The sequence below is a fragment of the Shewanella electrodiphila genome (genome assembly GCF_023283985.1).
In the GTDB taxonomy this organism is placed as follows: Bacteria; Pseudomonadota; Gammaproteobacteria; order Enterobacterales; family Shewanellaceae; genus Shewanella; species Shewanella electrodiphila.
The window spans coordinates 152,450-171,668 of record NZ_JAKIKU010000001.1; the positions used below are offsets into that span (position 1 = coordinate 152,450).

General features: G+C 40.1%; 16 protein-coding genes. 11 read left to right on the forward strand and 5 right to left on the reverse strand.

Features of this window, described 5'->3' with window-relative positions; translation table 11 throughout:
* Positions 1–95 precede the first annotated feature (95 nt).
* On the forward strand, positions 96–836 hold the full coding sequence (locus L2737_RS00695; protein ID WP_102529884.1) for a FadR/GntR family transcriptional regulator: 741 nt from the start codon (positions 96–98) through the stop codon (positions 834–836).
* Positions 837–1,914: 1,078 nt separating this feature from the next.
* Here the strand turns inward: L2737_RS00695 and L2737_RS00700 are convergent.
* Entirely contained in the window at positions 1,915–3,051 is a 1,137-nt protein-coding gene (locus tag L2737_RS00700) for a methyltransferase (protein WP_248954435.1), read from the reverse strand.
* Positions 3,052–3,215: 164 nt separating this feature from the next.
* Positions 3,216–4,787 carry an arylsulfatase gene (locus tag L2737_RS00705; protein ID WP_102529882.1) on the reverse strand — a complete coding sequence of 524 codons (1,572 nt, stop codon included), beginning with the start codon at positions 4,785–4,787 and terminating at the stop codon, positions 3,216–3,218.
* A 215-nt stretch (positions 4,788–5,002) separates the two neighbouring features.
* Between L2737_RS00705 and L2737_RS00710 the strand changes: the two genes are divergently transcribed.
* The 7 genes from L2737_RS00710 to L2737_RS00740 all read left to right on the forward strand — a co-directional run bounded on the left by L2737_RS00710 (position 5,003) and on the right by L2737_RS00740 (position 12,868).
* Positions 5,003–5,983 carry an AAA family ATPase gene (locus L2737_RS00710; protein WP_248954436.1) on the forward strand — a complete coding sequence of 327 codons (981 nt, stop codon included), beginning with the start codon at positions 5,003–5,005 and terminating at the stop codon, positions 5,981–5,983.
* Between the two features lie 3 nt (positions 5,984–5,986).
* Entirely contained in the window at positions 5,987–6,937 is a 951-nt protein-coding gene (locus tag L2737_RS00715) for a DUF58 domain-containing protein (protein WP_248954437.1), read from the forward strand.
* A 1-nt stretch (position 6,938) separates the two neighbouring features.
* A complete protein-coding gene (locus L2737_RS00720; protein ID WP_248954438.1) occupies positions 6,939–7,529 on the forward strand; it encodes a DUF4381 domain-containing protein in 591 nt (196 codons plus the stop codon).
* A 1-nt stretch (position 7,530) separates the two neighbouring features.
* Positions 7,531–8,685 carry a vWA domain-containing protein gene (locus L2737_RS00725; RefSeq protein WP_248954439.1) on the forward strand — a complete coding sequence of 385 codons (1,155 nt, stop codon included), beginning with the start codon at positions 7,531–7,533 and terminating at the stop codon, positions 8,683–8,685.
* On the forward strand, positions 8,678–10,462 hold the full coding sequence (locus tag L2737_RS00730; RefSeq protein WP_248954440.1) for a vWA domain-containing protein: 1,785 nt from the start codon (positions 8,678–8,680) through the stop codon (positions 10,460–10,462). The genes L2737_RS00725 and L2737_RS00730 overlap by 8 nt, the downstream gene beginning before the upstream one ends.
* A gap of 1 nt (position 10,463) precedes the next feature.
* Entirely contained in the window at positions 10,464–11,846 is a 1,383-nt protein-coding gene (locus L2737_RS00735) for a BatD family protein (protein WP_248954441.1), read from the forward strand.
* A gap of 71 nt (positions 11,847–11,917) precedes the next feature.
* Positions 11,918–12,868, forward strand: coding sequence for a LysR substrate-binding domain-containing protein (locus L2737_RS00740; RefSeq protein WP_248954442.1), 951 nt, complete (start codon positions 11,918–11,920; stop codon positions 12,866–12,868).
* A gap of 106 nt (positions 12,869–12,974) precedes the next feature.
* Here L2737_RS00740 and L2737_RS00745 read toward each other — a convergent pair whose 3' ends face one another.
* Both L2737_RS00745 and L2737_RS00750 read right to left on the reverse strand, forming a co-directional pair.
* Positions 12,975–13,997 carry a tetratricopeptide repeat protein gene (locus L2737_RS00745; protein WP_248954443.1) on the reverse strand — a complete coding sequence of 341 codons (1,023 nt, stop codon included), beginning with the start codon at positions 13,995–13,997 and terminating at the stop codon, positions 12,975–12,977.
* 74 nt (positions 13,998–14,071) lie between these two features.
* On the reverse strand, positions 14,072–15,373 hold the full coding sequence (locus tag L2737_RS00750) for an anaerobic sulfatase maturase (RefSeq protein WP_248954444.1): 1,302 nt from the start codon (positions 15,371–15,373) through the stop codon (positions 14,072–14,074).
* Between the two features lie 222 nt (positions 15,374–15,595).
* Between L2737_RS00750 and L2737_RS00755 the strand changes: the two genes are divergently transcribed.
* The 3 genes from L2737_RS00755 to L2737_RS00765 are packed head-to-tail and all read left to right on the forward strand — an operon-like array spanning position 15,596 to position 18,642.
* Positions 15,596–16,444, forward strand: a complete 849-nt coding sequence (locus tag L2737_RS00755) for a formylglycine-generating enzyme family protein (RefSeq protein ID WP_248954445.1) — start codon at positions 15,596–15,598, stop codon at positions 16,442–16,444.
* A 46-nt stretch (positions 16,445–16,490) separates the two neighbouring features.
* Positions 16,491–18,185 carry an alkaline phosphatase family protein gene (locus tag L2737_RS00760; protein WP_248954446.1) on the forward strand — a complete coding sequence of 565 codons (1,695 nt, stop codon included), beginning with the start codon at positions 16,491–16,493 and terminating at the stop codon, positions 18,183–18,185.
* A gap of 46 nt (positions 18,186–18,231) precedes the next feature.
* Positions 18,232–18,642: a hypothetical protein gene (locus L2737_RS00765; RefSeq protein WP_248954447.1), complete on the forward strand. Its 411-nt coding sequence runs from the start codon at positions 18,232–18,234 to the stop codon at positions 18,640–18,642.
* Positions 18,643–18,666: 24 nt separating this feature from the next.
* Here the strand turns inward: L2737_RS00765 and L2737_RS00770 are convergent, their stop codons facing one another.
* On the reverse strand, positions 18,667–19,188 hold the full coding sequence (locus tag L2737_RS00770; protein ID WP_248954448.1) for a prepilin-type N-terminal cleavage/methylation domain-containing protein: 522 nt from the start codon (positions 19,186–19,188) through the stop codon (positions 18,667–18,669).
* Positions 19,189–19,219 lie beyond the last annotated feature (31 nt).

A 19,219-nucleotide genomic window follows, 5' to 3' on the forward strand; every position in this document is an offset into this window, starting at 1 on the left:
CAACAAATTTTCAAAATAGGATTTGCGTTGACTAGGTAAACAGATATTATGTTAGTAATACAATAAAATTGGTTTTAACCATTGAAGGACCAAAGATGAAAAGTAGGCGTATGTTTTGGCGCATCGTAGAAGAGATCGAAGCGTCTATTGCTAGCGGCGAATATACTCCTGGAAGTCGTTTACCTCCAGAAAGGGAGTTGGCTGAAAAATTTGATGTCAGTCGACCAACAGTTCGTGAAGCAATTATTGCACTGGAAGTGCGTGAGAAAATTGAAGTTAAAACGGGCTCTGGTGTATATGTATTACACTCTGCTAATCAAGCTGATCAAACCAATAAGATTAATGCATTTGAGCTGACGCAAGCTCGTGCTCTTATAGAGGGTGAGATTGCCGCTCTTGCTGCAAATACGATAACTAAAGAAGAACTTGTTGAGTTAAACAAAACATTGATAATGATGGAAAATAAGTCATATGTTGAAGAAGCGGATGAGATGTTTCATCAGATCATCGCTAACTCGACTCGCAATGGTGCTTTGATTAAATCATTTCAAAACTTGTGGGCATTACGAGCTTCAAGCCAAAAGATTATTACTGATTACGACAGTGTATGTAGCAAGGATAATAAGAAAACCCTTGATGAGCATACTTCTATATATGAAGCTTTGTTAGCCAATGATGCTTCTGAAGCAAGACTGGCAATGCATAGACACTTTAACCGACTCATTAATGTTTTATTTGATACTGTCGAAGCGCGATCTCTTGAAGAAGTCCGTCGTAAAAACAGTGAAAAACGCGACTTATACTCTATTGATAATTTGGTTAACCGATTAAGTTAACGTGGTGCTGTTATTTAAGATAATAATCGATTCGTTAACAAGTAACTGATTATATTTCATCAAAGCCTTTCTATATGAAAGGCTTTTTTATATCTACGAATTGACTAAAAACCTGCATAAATTATTAAAATTAAAGGATTTACTTTGAAGGAGGAAAACGTTAGAAATGAGAGTTGTTTTACTTCGAACTAATCGAGGGGGGAAGGTTTAGAGCGAACTTTGACGATTTAAACATTCAAGATGACAAAGCGAGTAGCGCTACTGATTAAAAATTGAATGTCACCTCGTATAAGCTGTTGATTATTTTCACCGTACTAGCGTTCAATTCTGTTCATTCCTTTTATGGCCATCATGATTTTCAAATTGTTTAAAACAGTTTTAGGCAATTAATTTTATCCTTGAACTGAAACAAAATTCATACAATTACACTTCTTTTTTTGAATTTTGGCAAAATTTGGTTAGCCTAAATTCAAGTTTTTATATTATAAATCGATTGGGATTATATTGCTTGTTGCTAGGGTGTTAAGTTATGTTTGTGCAATTCTTACTGTTAAACATCATGTTATGGCTATATAAAGGAGCGGGGCGAAACTCTTTGTCGACCAATGGTTTCTTGTGTTATTACCAATATCCCGATGTGGCAGTGAGATTTTAGTTGTGTATGCCAAGGAGCAATCTATCTCAAGCTCCTCATTAATCATCCGTTTCAGGCTATTAGTTTATGGCTATTACTTTAGGCTACTAGTATTAGCATCAACTTCAATATTGAGTATGTGCGGGTTGAGTTAAGCTTATGATTTTGGGCTCAACACTTAGGTATCACTATTTACATACCGTCTGTACTTAATACAAAGCAGCACTTAACGCCTTGCACTTAAGGATAGGTCATAGTGTTAAGCTGAGTTGTAGGGCTTGGAGTTAACACGTGGTTTGCTAGTGAGTCGCGCTTGGTTTGTAAAAAGCGTTTACATGCTAAAAAATTGAATAAGGTGTTTAAAGGAGATAAACCATGAGCTACTTTATCTAACTCACAGTTTTTATTAAGAAAACGCGTTTAAAACCAGATAAATAGATTTTGCTATTTTCGTGCCTGCAAAATAACAAACTTACCGTTTGATGCGACCGTCTTACAGTTTTTGAATATGCGCTGTAGCTTGATGTGATAAGACAAATGGCGATTACCAACAACTTGTAATAACCCGCCAGGCGCCAGTCTTCTTCTAGCATCGAGGAACATTTGCCAAGCGATATGATCGGTAATGGCTTCGCCTTGGTGAAATGGCGGGTTACATAAGACTAAGTCAGCACTGATTTCACTGTCTAAATGGGTTAAACAGTCATCCCAATGAAAGTGGCCTAATTCACTCGGTAAATTGTTTAGCTGCCAATTATGTTTGCTTGATGCAACGGCCATTTCAGAATCGTCGACAAAGTGAATATTCGCATCTTGATATAATTGCGCTGCGCGCAACCCTAAAACGCCATTCCCGCAACCTAAATCAATCACTGTTTTAAATTCATCTTTTGGCATGTTGTCGAGCATGATGCGGGCACCAATATCGAGCTTATTGGCCGCAAACACATTACTAAGGTTACTGATGGTGAGATTCAATTCATCGACCGTCCAAGTGACTTCAGCCACGCTTGGACGTTTTTTGCCATCTGCTATACAACTAATTACTCGAGTTTTCTTCCAGGTTAAACTGGCTGAGGCAGAGCCCAGATGTTGCTCAATTAACGCCAATAATGATTTGTTGATGCTTTTGGCTTTCGCGCCAATCAGTACTTGTGTTCCTTTAGGGAGAACTTGCGATAATCGCTGAAGCTGGTTGGCAAAGTAAGTCAGGTTTTTAGGCAACTTAATTAATACAAGTTGCGTGTCTGCAGGTAATAAGTCGCGGCTATTAAAACGAGTAATATTGCTATCTGCTAACTGATTGTCTGTCAGGTTTTGTTTCGCACCCAATAAACTGGTTTTAGCATCGGTTTCAACAAATAAAGGCCATGAAGCTTCTAATTGGGTTAGGGCACATTGAATTGCGCCAAAGTTGTCATTAAGAATGGCGGTATTTTGAGCGATAATCTCGTTATCGACTAAGTGCTTAATTAGGTGTTCATCGGCAGCATCCCAAGCTTGAAGGTTTGACTCTTGCTGTTTAGGATAGCGAAAAAGTGATAACTCAATCCCTGAACAAGAGAATTGGTTTGCCGTCATGATGATTACCTTAATTAAAAACTCGAAGTCAGCAATTATCGCAGTTAAATGCAGTGATTGAAATCTTAGACACGGTTCAAATAAAGAAAAAGCCAGTATCTGAGAGATACTGGCTTGGAAAGGTACTTTTTACTCACTTTTAAACAAAGCAGTTAATTAAAAAGTTACTTTAATACTTTTTGGCGGATTTGCTCAATTTGTTGCAGTTTACCCTGAAGCATATAAGTATTTTGGTTAATGTTACCTGGGTTCAATACCTGACTTTCCTGACGAGGATAGTCTTTTAATGTTGCCATGAACTCTTGTACTTGGTTACCAACAGGTACGAATAACCACATGTTGTCTGCCATCCAGCGTAAGTACATACCAGATTCGTGAGGCGCTTTCTCAAAAGGGTCAGCTCGTAAATGAACCACTTGAGGCCAGTTTGACTGGAAGCGAACAGCATCAACAATATTACCTTCTAGTGTGGCAAACGATACTTTGAAGTCACCTGTACGAACAGCATTTAGCTCAGCGTTAGCTGAAAAATATAACATACCGTCACGAGGGCCTTTATCAACTTTACCTTCGAAGTAAGGTTTAAAGTTGTAACCATCTAAATGTACACGCCAGTTTGTGCCATTGTAACGAGCACCTTTATCTGACTTAAGCTTTTCAATGACTTTGTCATCACCCGCAACAGCTGCGAATGTTGGTAGCCAATCTTTATGTGACATGATGTCGTTAATTTTAGTGCCAGGTTTAATAACACCAGGCCAGCGAACTAACTGAGGTACTCGCATACCACCTTCAAAGGTTGTCCCTTTTTCACCGTGGAAGTATGTCGCACCACCGTCAGGCCATGAAACCGTTTCAGCACCATTATCGGTTGTGTAAAGTACGATAGTGTTATCAGCAACCCCTAATGAATCTAGCTTATCAAGTAAGATACCAACATGATCATCATGTTCTATCATGCCGTCAGCGTAGATAGAGATACCTGAAATACCTTGATATTTTTCTTGTAAACGAGTCCATACATGCATACGGGTTGTGTTATGCCAAATAAAGAATGGTTTTTCAGCTTTTACCGCTTTTTCCATGAAGGCTAGCGATTCTTCTAAAAACTCTTCATCAGCATGCTCCATACGCTTACGCGTCATAGGGCCGGTATCTTCTATTTTTCCGTCAGCACTTGAGCGGATAACACCACGAGGACCGTACTTTTTACGGAACTCTGGATCCTTTGGATAGTAATAAGTCTCTGGTTCTTCTTCAGCATTTAAGTGATAAAGGTTACCGAAAAACTCATCAAAACCATGGGCAGTTGGCAGATGTTTATCTTGATCGCCCATGTGGTTTTTACCAAATTGCGCGGTCATATAACCTTGCTCTTTTAACACATCAGCAATCGTAGGAGTCCAATCAGGAATACCAGCATCAGAACCAGGCATACCAATAGTTAATAGGCCTGTTCGAAATGGCTCTTGTCCTGTTAAAAACGCAGAACGTCCAGCGGTACAAGACTGTTGAGCATAGTGATCAGTAAATAATGCACCTTCATTCGCAATTCGATCAATGTTTGGGGTTTGATATCCCATCATGCCATTGTTATAAGCACTGATATTGAATATACCAATATCATCGCCCCAAATAGCGAGAATATTGGGTTTGTCAGCAGCGTTTGCAACTGAAGATGCAGCTAGCAACCCTGTGCAAAGTGCGATCTTACTCGTATTAAAGAAACTTGCCATATAGACTCCGTGATGCTTTGTTTAGCTTAACGTTTTTAATCGTAAATAATTTAAATCAATTAGTTAGTTTGATTTTTTAACTGTTTAATTATATTAAGTGGATAAAATTTAGCACTGAATACAGAATATAACCTTTTGTTATACGTCTATTTACTTAAAAACGTTTATGATTATTCATTAAAAAGTATGGACTAAATGATAGTGAGGATTGACGAATGAGCCATAGTTTACAAAGTATTACGGCATTAATAAGCCAAGTTGAAAAGTCTGTCATTGGACAATCCCATGTCATTAGAGCTTTAGTCATAGGTTTATTAACTAAAGGCCATGTCCTATTAGAGGGTCTTCCTGGTACAGCGAAAACACGCTCGGTAAAATCTCTTGCTGATGCAATGAATGCCTCATTTGGTCGAGTACAATTTACCCCTGATTTATTACCTTCCGACATAACTGGCACGGTGCAATATCAAGACAACAACGGTAGCCCATTGCTAACCTTTCAACAAGGACCACTGTTTCATAATTTAGTATTAGCTGATGAAATCAATCGTGCTCCAGCAAAAGTGCAAGCTGCATTATTAGAAGCGATGGCTGAAGGCACGGTAACTGTGGGTGATACCACGCATCAACTTGATGAACTTTTCATGGTGTTAGCAACGCAAAATCCAGTTGAGCAAGAAGGAACCTACCCATTACCTGAAGCGCAAATGGATCGCTTTATGATGAAAATTAATGTGGATTATCCAGATGATGAAGCTGAGTTAAATATTATTCGCTTGGTGCGTGCAGAAGAAAATGCGCCAGTGATGAATGCAGGATCAGCAGTGTCGAAAATAGACCCATTGGTTTTTCTATCGGCTCGCCAACAATTATCCACTCTCAGCGTTTCTGACATTGTAGAACGATATATTGTAGCCTTAGTGATGGCCACTCGACACCCAGAACGTTATCCTGATTCGCCTTTATCCGCTTGGATTAAAACGGGTTCTAGCCCTAGAGCTTCAATTGCATTGGATAAATGTGCACGCGCAGAGGCATGGTTATCTGGCCGAGATCATGTTCTTCCTGATGATGTCAGAAGTATTGCTCATTCAGTGTTATCTCACCGTATAACCCTTAGTTATGATGCATTAGCAGATAATATTGATGGGCAAGCAGTGGTTAATGAGTTATTGGATATTGTGGCTGTTGGGTAATTAATGATGAATGGCAATATATCGCGTCATGCAAAGCAATCGACATTAGATCCACGATTGCATGTCGAATATCGACACTTGGTCAAGCTGCAGGCATTGAGCCATTCATTTAGATTATTACCTCATTGGCAGGCAAAGAGTTTAATGGCGGGTCGTCATAGCTCCCAGTTTCGAGGCCGTGGATTAAACTTTGAAGAACTAAAGCATTACCAGATAGGCGATGATATTCGTTGTTTAGATTGGAAAGTGACCCTAAGAACTGGCCAACCTCATGTGCGTTTATATACCGAAGAAAAAGATCGTAATGTGGTGATTTTGGTCGATCAAGGTGCCAATATGTTTTTTGCTTCTACCCATACCATGAAGTCAGTGGTGGCAGCTGAAGTGGCAGCATTAATTTCATGGCGGGTATTAAGAGAAGGGGACCGCATTGGTATGCTACTTAAAACACCGAAGGCATGCCTATGGTCAGAGCCGATGCGTGGCCAAAACCATGTATTGCAGCTATTAAAAACACTCAGTCAAAGTAACCAATCTCTTAATGTGAACTCGACTGATTCGGTGAATTTTTCTGAGTCACTAACCAAGCTAGCCCAGCGAGATCTTCGCCAATCCACAGTGATTATTTTAAGTGACTTTTTGTCATTAAATCTTAGCGATATCAATAAGCTTAAACAAATTCAACGTAGCAATGACTTACTGGCAGTAAGGATTTCAGATCCGATGGAACAAGCGATTCCTGATGATGCTCAGTGGGTGATGGGTGATGGTAATTATCAACTTAGTTTGCATCAAACTCAGCAAATATCAAAGGTTAATGAAAGCTTTACCACGACTGCGACAGAAAATGCTAAGGCACTTAATTATTTGATGGCACGTCACAATTTACCGTTAGTTGAGTTGAGTACGGACGGTAATCATTTAAGTCAGCTTAAACGCGCTATTGGAGCTTAAAATGCAGCATAACCCGCCGTCGACTTATATTTTACGGGAGCTTGTTGATGTCTACCCAGTTGATGCTGTGTCATGGTGGCCAGGGTTTGAGCAACTTCCTACAGGTTGGTGGTGTCTGCTTGTCATAACAAGTGTATTGATTGTCACAGCAGTGATTATTGGTTTGAATTATCGCTGGCAAAATCGCTATCGCGCTGAAGCGATATTGGCGATTAAACAAATCATGTTAGGTCACCAGGTTATTCAACCTGAGCCTAAAACTCAGGCTATGCTGAATCAGCAATTATTTTTTGTGTTAAAACAAGTTCTCACCTATGTAGAGCCGCAGACTGCAAAACTTGCTGATAACTCAGTATTAAATGCAATGGATAAATTAATCAGTCATCAATCTAAAAATGACGCATTTAGTTGGCAAAGTGACGTAGGCCAGCGCTGGATTAACAGCTTATACAACCCCAATATTTGTTTGAGTGAAAGTGAAATGACGACATTAGTCCAACAGTTAATACTGTGGATTAACGGCCACAGAAATCAATTTTCGATTAAGTCATGGCCTTTATCGGTTGTACGTTCATTTGTGAGGGGTCAGTAACATGTCCTCCATAGACCTAACTTATCCATGGTTATTACTATTATTGCCGTTGCCTTTTCTCGTTATGCGCTTTTCGAAAGCCTATAAAACTAAGCAAACTGCGATTAAAGTGCCATTTTTTCAAGTGCTGATTGATACCTTAAATGAAAAGCCCAGTGAGGGAGCGAGTATGCTCTCACCGCGTTTGTGGCAGCGAGTTATTCTAGTGTTGAGTTGGTGCTGTTTAGTGCTAGCAATGACTAAACCGACTCAATTAAGTGAGCCACAATTACGCGAGCAATTAGGTCGAGATGTGATGATCGCATTAGATTTATCTGGTTCGATGAACGAAACCGATTTTGTGGATGATTCAGGTAAGCGTATTAGTCGTATTGATGCTGCAAAACAAGTTTTGCAGGACTTTTCAGCAACGAGGCAAGGCGATCGTTTAGGGCTGATTTTATTTGCCGATGCGGCCTTTTTACAAACCCCATTTACTGCTGATATTGCAGTGTGGCAGAGTTTATTAACACAATCAGATACTGGGATGGCAGGGCAAAGTACTCATCTTGGTGATGCGATTGGTTTATCAATCAAAGTGTTCGAACAAGCTGAGCAAGATACCGTTTCTGCTCAAGGTACAGACCAAGACATAAATGAAACTTCGGTTGAGAAAGTCGTTATTTTGCTAACTGATGGTAATGATACCGGAAGCTTTGTTGCTCCTATAGATGCCGCTAAAGTGGCTGCAGTTAAAGGCATTAGGGTACATGTTATTGCGATGGGTGATCCTTTGACTGTAGGTGAACAAGCGTTAGATATGGAAACTATTGATCGGATAACCAGCGAAACGGGCGGTAGCACTTTTACTGCGTTAGATAAACAACAACTTGATGAGGCATATCAGGCAGTTTCGTTACTCGAACCTCAACTATTTAATAGTACTAGTTACCAAATAACCTATACATTGCATCATTATCTAGTCATTTTTGTCGTCATGCTTTACTTGCTCGCCTTTAGTGCCAGTTTATTGCTTCAAAGTGGCGGGCATCAATCTAAATTAGCTGGCTCAAAGGTCGTTAAGACTAAAGCGACTCAAGAAACTAAAGCGACTCACGAAACTAAAGCTACTCAACAAACTAGTGTAGAAAAGATCAAAGGAGAGCAAGATGTTTGATAGCTCCTTTTTGAGTTTATTATGGGCCAACTTTCATTTTATCCGTCCATGGGCGTTGTGCTTATTGTTGCCGCTTGCACTGATTGTGTATATCCGCTGGCATCGAAATGAAGCTGCGCAATCTCAACAAGTTTTACCTGAACATTTGCGGAAAGCGTTAACTGTTGGTGAGCAAGGCTGGCGAAAACTATTGCCACTAAAGTTACTCACAGTGTTGATGATGATGGGCATAATTGTCAGTGCAGGACCCACCTGGAACCGTTATGAGTCGCCATTTAATGAAGATAAAGCCGCTTTGGTGGTTTTAGTTGATTTAAGCCAATCCATGTTAGAAAAAGATGTTGCGCCAAATAGGCTTATACGAGCGCAACATAAAATTCTTGATTTAATTGAATTAAGAAGCGGCGGTAAAACAGGATTAATTGCTTATGCTGGCTCGGCGCATGTTGTCGCACCGCTAACCGAAGATAAGCAAGTCTTTACGCCTTTTGTCAGTGCATTAGCACCTGAAATTATGCCTGTAGAAGGGAAGCAAGCCCAAGAAGCTTTAACCTTAGTTGATACATTATTGGCAGATGAAGTGGGTGCTAGTGTTATTTTATTTACTGACGGTATGGTGCCCAACGCCATTGATGCTTACGAGGCTTATTTTGAACATTCCGCTCACCAGTTATTAATATTAGGTGTGGGAAATTCTAATCGCGAAGCCACTATTCCCCTAGATGTTCGCTCTTTAGAAACCTTAGCCAGTAAAGCTAATGCTAGTTTGCAGTTAGTGACAGTCGATAATCAAGATGTGCAGTGGTTAATCAGAAAAATAGATCGGCATATGCAGATATCAACTGACAGCATTATGCCCTGGAAAGATATGGGTTATTACTTGCTCTTTCCGATGGCATTACTGTTATTGCTTTGGTTCAGAAAGGGGTGGTTAGTGCATTGGGGGCTAGTATTAATCGTTTGCGGTAGCAGCGTTGTTGCTCCTTCGCCAGCGTATGCAGCAACATCGTCAATACCTCAAGATGAGTCTGCGAGTGTTAAGGCGCAGCCATCAAATCCAGACACTGATAGTAATCTCCAAGCTAGTGAAAGTTCCGAACTGGCTAGTCAAGAGCTGAAGACTGATGTTTGGCAGAATATACATCAAGCTTGGCTGGACTTTTGGTTTACGCCTGATCAACAAGGCGATCGGGCATTTCATCAACAAGAATACTTTCAGGCTGCTCAGTATTATCAAGACCCTTTACGCAAAGGTATTGCCTACTACTATGCGGCTCAGTACAAAGCGGCGCAGATTAGTTTTATGCAACAACCGTCGCATCTTAGTTTATTTTATGCTGGCAGCGCATTGGCAAGACAGCGTGAATACATAGCGGCTAGAAATTTATTGCGCGATCTCATTAATGAAATGGATAAGTCTCCACTTGAGTCTGAAGTTCAATTGCGTGCGGATGTGGCGCATAACCTTGCCGCTGTTCAAGCTATCATTGATGAAATTAACCGTTTCAGTGAGAGTCAGCAAGGTACGACCGATGGACTGGAAGAGTCTACTGAACTTGGTAAAGATGAGCCACTGACCTCTGACGGTTTTGAAGAGATAGCCCCCGAAGAAGTGCTAGGTAAAGATACGCTAAATGCTCGTGAGATATTAGGTAGTGAAGAGTTAGCGAACAAATGGTTATCACGAGTTGAAGCCGATCCTAAACGTTTTTTACAAGCCAAATTTTATTTACAGCGACAGTTACAATTGCAGCAAAAGCAAGATGAGGCGCAATAATATGAACATGTCATTGAATAAACTTAATCCGCTGCTGTGTTTGATATGTTTGATTTCATTAGTTTCGTTCTCTGCTTCAGCAGTGACTGTGAGTGATTTACAGCATCAAAAAATGTTAACCATCGAGACCTGGTTATCTAGTGAGGCTGATTCGAATCGAGCCGACCTAAATCAAGCTAGTCAGCAGTCTGATAGTGCTAAAGGGGAGGCTTTGCTAACAACGGTTGTGGGCGAACAGATAACCTTAAATATCAAACTTGGCACCAATAGATGGTTTACTCGTGGTACGCAAATAGACAATATCGAACTGCCTAATGTGATGAGTAAGCAGCGTGAACAGTTTTCAGTGAATTCTACCCAAAGAATTAATGGCGAAACCTGGTCATTTCAATTGTGGCAAATTTCTTTGTATCCACAAGCTCCTGGACGTTATCAAGTTCCTGAATTAGGACTATCAGTAGAGGTGATGACCCCGAGCGATGGCAAAGTTAGTGGCAAGCTTGTTAGCCAAGCACAACTGTTTGAATCGATTATACCTGATGCGAGTTTACCCGATGATAATTGGTTCAGTTCGCCAGACGTTAATATTGAGCAACAATGGCAGCAATCAAACTCACCTGTATATGTTGGTGATAGCTTAACGCGAACAGTAACAATTAAGGCCGCTGATACTTTATCTGTTTTAATCGGCGATATTATCCCCCAAACGGCTAATGAACAATTTCAAACCTATAGCGATCCTGTTCAATTATTTGATTCTGAACAACGCGGGGATTATTTATCGACTCGAATTGAGCAGCAAGTTTACATTGTTCAACAAGGCGGAGAGCTGATATTTGATGATGTGGTTATTCGTTGGTGGGATACCGTTAACAAAGAGATGAAACAACAAGTACTCGAAGGAAAAGTTGTTATTGTTAAGCATACTTTAACTTCTTGGCTTAAATATTATCGCAATACACTCATTGTAATGACTTGTTTAGTGATTGGTTTGATAAGTTTATTTATGGCTATGGCTAGATATTATCAAAGTCACCAGAAGCCAATAGGCTGGTTATATCTGCAGGCGGTGAAAGCTAAAACCTGGCCCAAGGTGCGCAGACTACTTTACTACAAGGTGCGTCAGTCAAACCAACAGCTCACGTTGTTTGATGGGGTTAAGCAACAAAATCAAAATCTTGCTGTTAATATTCAGCAACTTGATCCATCGAAAGCAAACTCAAAACCATTAACTAAGCGTTCAGCTTATACCTTATGGTTTGCTGTTAAAACGGATGAGGAAAAACCGCAAAGTCGTTTAATTCGACGATTTCTAACTAAGGTTTTTCCTAAAGCATTGCCGCAGCTAACAAAATATTCAAATCAAGATCCTGAATCAAAGTAATCCTTGTTATGCTTAAACGGGTAAATAGTTTATGATTATTGGGTTTATGGCTAGGTGAAAAATGCGTAAAAATGAAAAATACCGATCTAAACCTTATTCCCATTTTTGTGGCTATTTATGAGGAGTGCAGTTTATCTAAATCTGCCAATCGATTAAATATTACTCAGCCTGCGGTAAGTAAAGCATTAAAACGGTTACGGGATATTTATAATGATCCGTTATTTTTACGTGATAATAGTGCCATGGTACCGACACCTCGTGCGATAGATATTTACCCTGCGTTGGCTGCAGCACTGACAAATTACACGAGTACTATCGCAATTGATGGCGGTTTCGATTCGGCCTCTGCAGAGCGTGTGTATTCATTTGCCGTTATATCGGGCCTCGGCCATACGTTCTTGCCATTGGTATTTAGCCACCTTCGCAAAGAAGCGCCACATCTTCATTTTGAAGTTCACCCCATATTTTCAAAAGATACTGAATTAGATTTGCGCTTGCAGCGCTATGATTTTGTCATCGATGCAGATCATTTTTCGCCATCTTTTATTAAGTCTCATCACTTATTTGATGAAGAATTAGTGGCTGTGATGAATGCTGAGCATCCACGGATCCATGATGAGATGACGTTAGAGCAGTTTTTAGCTGAAGAGCATATTACAGTCTCAGGTTGGCAAGCGCGGAGTAGTATTATGCGATCTGCTCATATCTCTGAACTGGATTCTCGTAATGTGGTGTATCGAACTAGCACTGTGACTGAATGTTTACCTTTGGTTTCACAAACCGATTTATTGGCTATTTGCGCTAAGAGTATCGTCAAACAGCAAGGCCTGTTATATAAGGTTAAATCATTCGCTTTACCCCTCGACAAAAATACACTGAGTATAAAATTGTACTGGCATCCTTCTAGAGATACCGACGCTGGGCATGTATGGCTAAGAAACTATTTAGTAAATGAAGCATCCCAGTTTAGTAAATCACAGTTTGGTATATCGCAGTTTGGTCTAGAGAAAAACGCTGATTAAGTGTCAGATATTATGTGGCTGTGAATGACATAATATAAAAGCTAAAGCCTGCTATTTGCAGGCTTTTTCTTATGCGTTCTTTATTGTTCGTCTTTACTGTATGTGTTTACTGCGCCTGTTTCGCGCGTAGGTCATTAATAACTTGTGGTGGGGCGATGTCAGCTAACGCACTGATGCATTCTTCTGTGTTTTTGTGGTTATTACGAATATAAATATCGCACATTGCATATAGGTTTTCAGGTGAGCCTGAAATTAAATATGCTTGCTCAAATGATTCAATAGATAATTCGATATCCAGTGGCTCTTGAAGCACACCATTTAAATACCAGTAATAGGCATTTTCAGGGGCTAATTCAGTGGCTTTACTCATCGAGATTGCGGCAATGCCTTTCTGATTTAAACGAACTAGCGTCAGCGCTTTAGAGTAATGCAGGTTAGCATTACTGCTATCAAACTCAATGCCTTTATCCAATGTACTCAGTGCGAGCTCATCTTGACCCTGTGCATAGTAATTAGTGGATAAATTTAAATATAACTCTGTTGTCTTATCTGCTGATGCTAATAAACCGAGATATATGTTTTGCGCCAAATTAGGACGTAATGTCCAACGATAAACATCAGCTAATAACAGTTGCTGGGTATAAGACTCATCAAGTTTAAGTTGTGCAATCAGCTTATCAGCTTGGCTTCTAAGCTCTGCTTGTTGTCCCATTTGTAATTGTTCAAAATCTTTTATCAAGCTAACTGTTGCGCTAAAACGTACAGACTCAACGTCATCTTGCAGTAACGGCGCGACCATACGGTAACGGTGTTCTAATGGGTAGGGCATTGCACCTGCAATTGCCGCTTCACGGACTATAGGTTGGCTGTCCTTTAAAGCTCTAGCGACTGCAACCAGACTGTTTTCATTTGGGTATTGGGCAATAAATCGCAGTGCTTGAGCGCGTTTTTCTGCAGGCTCATTAATATTTTGGGCAATATAAGCCATTGCTTGAGGAGTTACTGTTTCACTTGATTCACTGGTTGTTGTTTCAGTTTGTGCAGCATTGGCTGGCAAGCTGATACTGAGTACAGGTAGCGACATTGAAAGCGCTACCAAGGTGAACAATGTCAATGGACGAAATGTCATAGTTAAAACCTATCAATTCATGTAGTGAAGGCATACAAATACCCTCTATTAAAAATAATATGTAAAGGTAAAAATTATCGGTTTTTTGTGGCTTGTTGGATTAACTTATCGCTATATTTACCGTGTGCGACAGGGTGGCCTGTATTGCGTAAAATGTACGCTAAAGGTTTATCGATATAGGCGAAAAACTTTTTCCAGCCTGCACATAAGTAATTCAGGCCCGGCTCACCATCACGGCTGCTGATAAAGCGGTTTTTAGGGCATTCGCCATAACATGCAAACTGATACTCACACTGGCTGCACTGTGAGTTTATCCCGCGTGATTTTGCTAAACCAAAACTTTGCTGTTTTTCTGAAAATGCCATATCAGCTAAAGGCGTGTCTTTTATATTGCCAATTTTATATTCAGGGTAGACATAGTGATCACAGGCAAAAACATCACCATTAGGCTCGAGCGCTAAGCCTTTGCCACAGACTTGACCTAAAGTGCATAACGGATTTTTATTGCCCATCCAGGCTTCAACACTGGCTTCGAAATATTGCACCATGATTTTACCAAAATCATGCATCACCCATTCATTAAATACAGCAATGAGGAAGTTACCCCATGCTTCATCTGAAACACACCAAGGCTCCATTACAGAACTTTTGTTTCCCGGAATAAGACGTTTATCACCTTGACGATATTGCGGAGCTTTAGTGTCGGTTTGAGGAGCATCGGTTCTAAAGGTTTTTTGCTCAACAATTGGGATAAATTGCATTTGCGGAGACTTCACCACATCGCGTAAAAAGCGGTACACCTCAACAGGGCTTTGGCTGGTCACTTTGTTGACACAGGTTAATGTTGCGAACCTGACTTCATATTTATGCAGCAGTTCTACCGCAAGCATGACTTGTCTAAATGTGCCACGACCAGCACGGTTGGTGCGGTAAGTGTTATGCATCAGCTCTGGACCATCAATGCTCAGTCCAATCAGGAAGTTATTTGCTTTAAAAAACTGACACCATTCGTCGTTAAGCAATGTGCCGTTGGTTTGCAAATCGTTAGAGATGACAACCCCTTTCGGACAATGCTTTTGTTGGTACTCAACGACTTTTTTAAAGTAATCGAGCCCCAGCATTGTCGGCTCACCGCCTTGCCAAGAGAAGATGATTTCTGGTGTGTTCTGCTGACTAATATATTGCTGAATATATTCTTCTAATAAGGACTCATCCATTTCAGGGGAGCAGCCTTTTTTATATTCTAGCAAGTCTTGTTTACTGAGGTAGTAACAATAGTCACAATCAATGTTGCACACAGCGCCAATGGGTTTTGCCATGACGTGCATACGTTTTGAGGCTTTACCATTAAATTGTGGACCTTGAGTTATCTTCATATCACTACCTCTTAATGGCTGAGCGTGTCTGTTTTGTACAGAATTGCTTTGTATCGTATGTAAGCTGACAGGTTTGTATCAATTGAGGTAAATTGTAAGCTATTCACTTTGATGATATAAGCTCAATTCGGCTATATCCAATATAACCATTAGTTTGGTTAACAAATCGATATAGCGTTTTATAATTGCTACTTAAAACAGCGGATTAATAATGGGAAATATATGAAACAAGCTGGTGATAATATTGGTCACATTAACCATAGTGTTAAACCGTCAATACTGCAGAGCACTCGCACGATAGTGTCGGGAGTGATTGGCGTTACATGTCTTGTTTTTTTAAGCGCTTGCAGCACCACTAACATTTCATCTCACCCAATTTCTGTGTCGATTATGGCTGACATGGTGTTAGTTGATGGCGGCTCTTTCGTCATGGGTTCCAATTTGGAAACCGCTAAAAAGTCAGAACAGCCGGCTCATGAAGTCAGTGTAGATAGTTTTTATATTTCAAAATTTGAAGTGACTCAGGAACTGTTTGAGTCAGTCATGGGTGGTTCAAATAGCTTTTTTGTTAACCCTAAAGTGCCAGTTAATAATTTAAGTTGGCAGCAAGCGGTATATTTCATTGAACGTTTAAACGAATTAACTGGCGATAATTATCGTTTACCTACGGAAGCTGAGTGGGAATTTGCTGCCATTGGTGGCAATAAATCTAAAGGCTTTACTTACAGTGGCTCGAACAATATCGATGATGTTGGCTGGTATGCCCCAAATGCTAATAATCGTGCACAACCTGTAGGGCTCAAAAAGCCAAATGAACTTGGCCTTTACGACATGACAGGTAATGTTGGCGAGTTTGTTATTGATAAATTTGATGAAGGTTTTTATCGAGTATCGCCTAAGCATAACCCTAATAATGCTCAGCATTCAGATATCAATTTAGCCCATAAAACTACCCGTGGTGGCAGCTTTGCTTATGATGCCATCGAGTCTGAAAACTTTCGACGAGACTTTGCAAGTCAGTCCATCTTAATGTCTGATTTAGGGCTAAGATTAGCAAAAGATGCTAACTAGTTTTAAATGAATATGGAACGTTCTATTTTTAAACCACGGAGTCCTAATGAATAAACTTAGTTTGTCTTTATATGCTTTGGCGTGCATGACGAGTTTAAGCCCACTGGCGGCAATTTCAGCAGAAACACCACCTAAATTAATCCTACAAATTACCGTAGATGGTCTACGAGGTGATTTACTGGATCGCTACAAACATAACTTTGGTGATAATGGGTTTAAGTATCTGCTTGATGAAGGCACTCATTATACTAATGCCCATTATCAACACAGTAACACTGAAACGATTGTAGGCCACGTATCGCTTGCGACAGGCGCGACACCCAGTGTGCATGGCATGGTGGGTAATGTTTGGTATGACCGAAGCCAAGAACGCCTCGTTTATAATGTTGAAGATGAAAATTATCATATGTTGTCAGCGAATGCTGGCGTTGATAAATCAACTGAAATAGATCCAACTCAGAAGACGGCTTTAATGGATGGACGTTCTCCAATTCCAATGCTGAGTACTACGTTTTCTGACGAGCTGATGGTGGCGACCAATGGTCAATCAAAAGTGTACTCCGTATCCGTAAAAGATCGTGGCGCGATTTCACTTGCAGGGCATATGGGAAAAGCTTTTTGGTTTTCTAAGAGTCAAGGTGAGTTTGCCACCAGTAACTATTATTACCCGCAATATCCTCAGTGGGTTAATGATTGGAATGACAGTAAGCTTTACAAGCGTTACTCAGACAAAAGTTGGCAGTTAAGTTTAGCGAAAAAAGAATACACCTTAGTCGATTCATCCGCGACTCATAAAATTGACCTAGCAGGATTTAATAACCAATTTCCTCACCCTTACGGTGCAGGTGATAGTAAGTATTTCACGACAAAATTAACCTTAAGCCCTGCAGGGGATGAGCTGACTGCAGATTTTGCTAAAACCTTATTATCTAAAGAAGCATTAGGACAAAATAAGCATACTGACTTTTTAGCGGTGAGTTTCTCGTCTAATGATTATGTCGTGCATATGTTTGGCTCTAATAGTCTGGAAACCGAAGATAATTTACTGCGTTTGGATAAAACCCTTGCAGATCTATTCAGTCATGTTGATAAGCAAGTCGGTCTAGAAAATACTTTGATAGTGTTATCGGCAGATCATGGTGTGCCTGAAACTGCGCCACATGTGCATGATATCGGGTATCACGATGCGGGATACTTTGAAGTTGATAGCTTATTAAACCAAGGGGTTAAAAAACGCTTAAAACAAGAGTTTGGTTTAAATGATGATGTAATAACTTTGTTTTCAGAGCCTTATATTTATTTAGACCGTGAATTAATTGCCAAAAAGAATCTGTCTCTTGCACAAGTGCAAACCGCGATAGCCCAAGAAGTGATGAAAGTAAAAGGGGTCGAAATGGCCATTACGTCGACTGATATTGAGTTGAATAATGTTCCGCCAACCCGAGTCGGGCAGCTGGTAATGAACAACCATCATCGACAGCGTTCTGGCGACGTTTATATCGTGTTTGCTCCACGTAAGTATATTAATGATTTAGAAGGTTTGGTTATCGCATCTAAACACGGTTCACCTTGGCGATACGATACCCATGTACCAATTATTTTTGCTGGGTATAATATTAAAGGTCAACGCATTGATCGTGAGGTGACACCATATGACATTGCGCCAACCTTATCGAATAAATTACGGATCACTCAACCTAGCTGTGCAACAGGGCAAGTGCTTGAAGAAGTAAGTCGATAAACACTCAATACAGAAATAGTAATTTTACTCAAAACAAAGGAATGATATGAACGGTGCAGGTGGAACATCAGGTGGGATTGGCTCATTTTTTATTGGATTAATTATGATGTGTGGTGGCTTTTATATGCTATTAAAAGCGATAAAAGTGACCAGTTCATTCGGCTTTAGCCATAGCCTTTATAATGTGGGCGGGGTTGGGTTAACCAGTGGCATGATCATGATCCCATTCATGTTTGGTATTGGACTGATGTTTTATAATGCTAAGAATATCTTTGGCTGGATCCTCTCTTTTGGTTCATTAGTCGGCTTGATATTTGGTGTGATAAGTTCAATCAATTTCCGCTTTAGCCATATGAGCGCGTTCGATTTAATCGTTATATTGGTGTTAAGTGTCGGTGGGTTAGGGATATTTCTACGCTCGTTAAAAAGTATAGAAAAAAGATACCCTGATGCTTAATGCTGTAAATATGGTGATGTGTCGTTAACAGCCATTGGTGACGACATTAATAATAGGTCTTGCACTTGCTGAAGTAGCTTGTCGATAACGTAAATAGCAAGCTGCTTGACCTGCATCTTCAGTGATAACGCCATGCCAATAAATCCAAGCGCCTGCAAATACACTAGGGCGTTTATTCCAATCCCCTTCTGGGAAGTCCATTAGTAAATCAATACCTGCAGCGGTGCCATCTGGATAACCGTAGGCTAGCTCTATATCAATATTGTTAATGCTTAGAGTTGATGTGGCTAGTTTTTCAACGCCAGCGATAGATGCTTTTGAATAGGTTAGTGTTGCAGCCGACTGCATGGCACTTTCCATTCCATCCATTGTTGCGACAATAGAATCTTTTCTAAAGTCAATAAATTTGCTGCTAGCTACTATGGCTAAAATAGCCAATATAATGATAACCACAACCAGTTCAATTAATGTGAAACCAAATGATTTTTTCGAATAACTGAATTGGGCTGAGTGATTTTTAGGTGAGCAAAATAATGTTTTATTCATATATTTAAAAATGTATTTCTATGTAATGTTA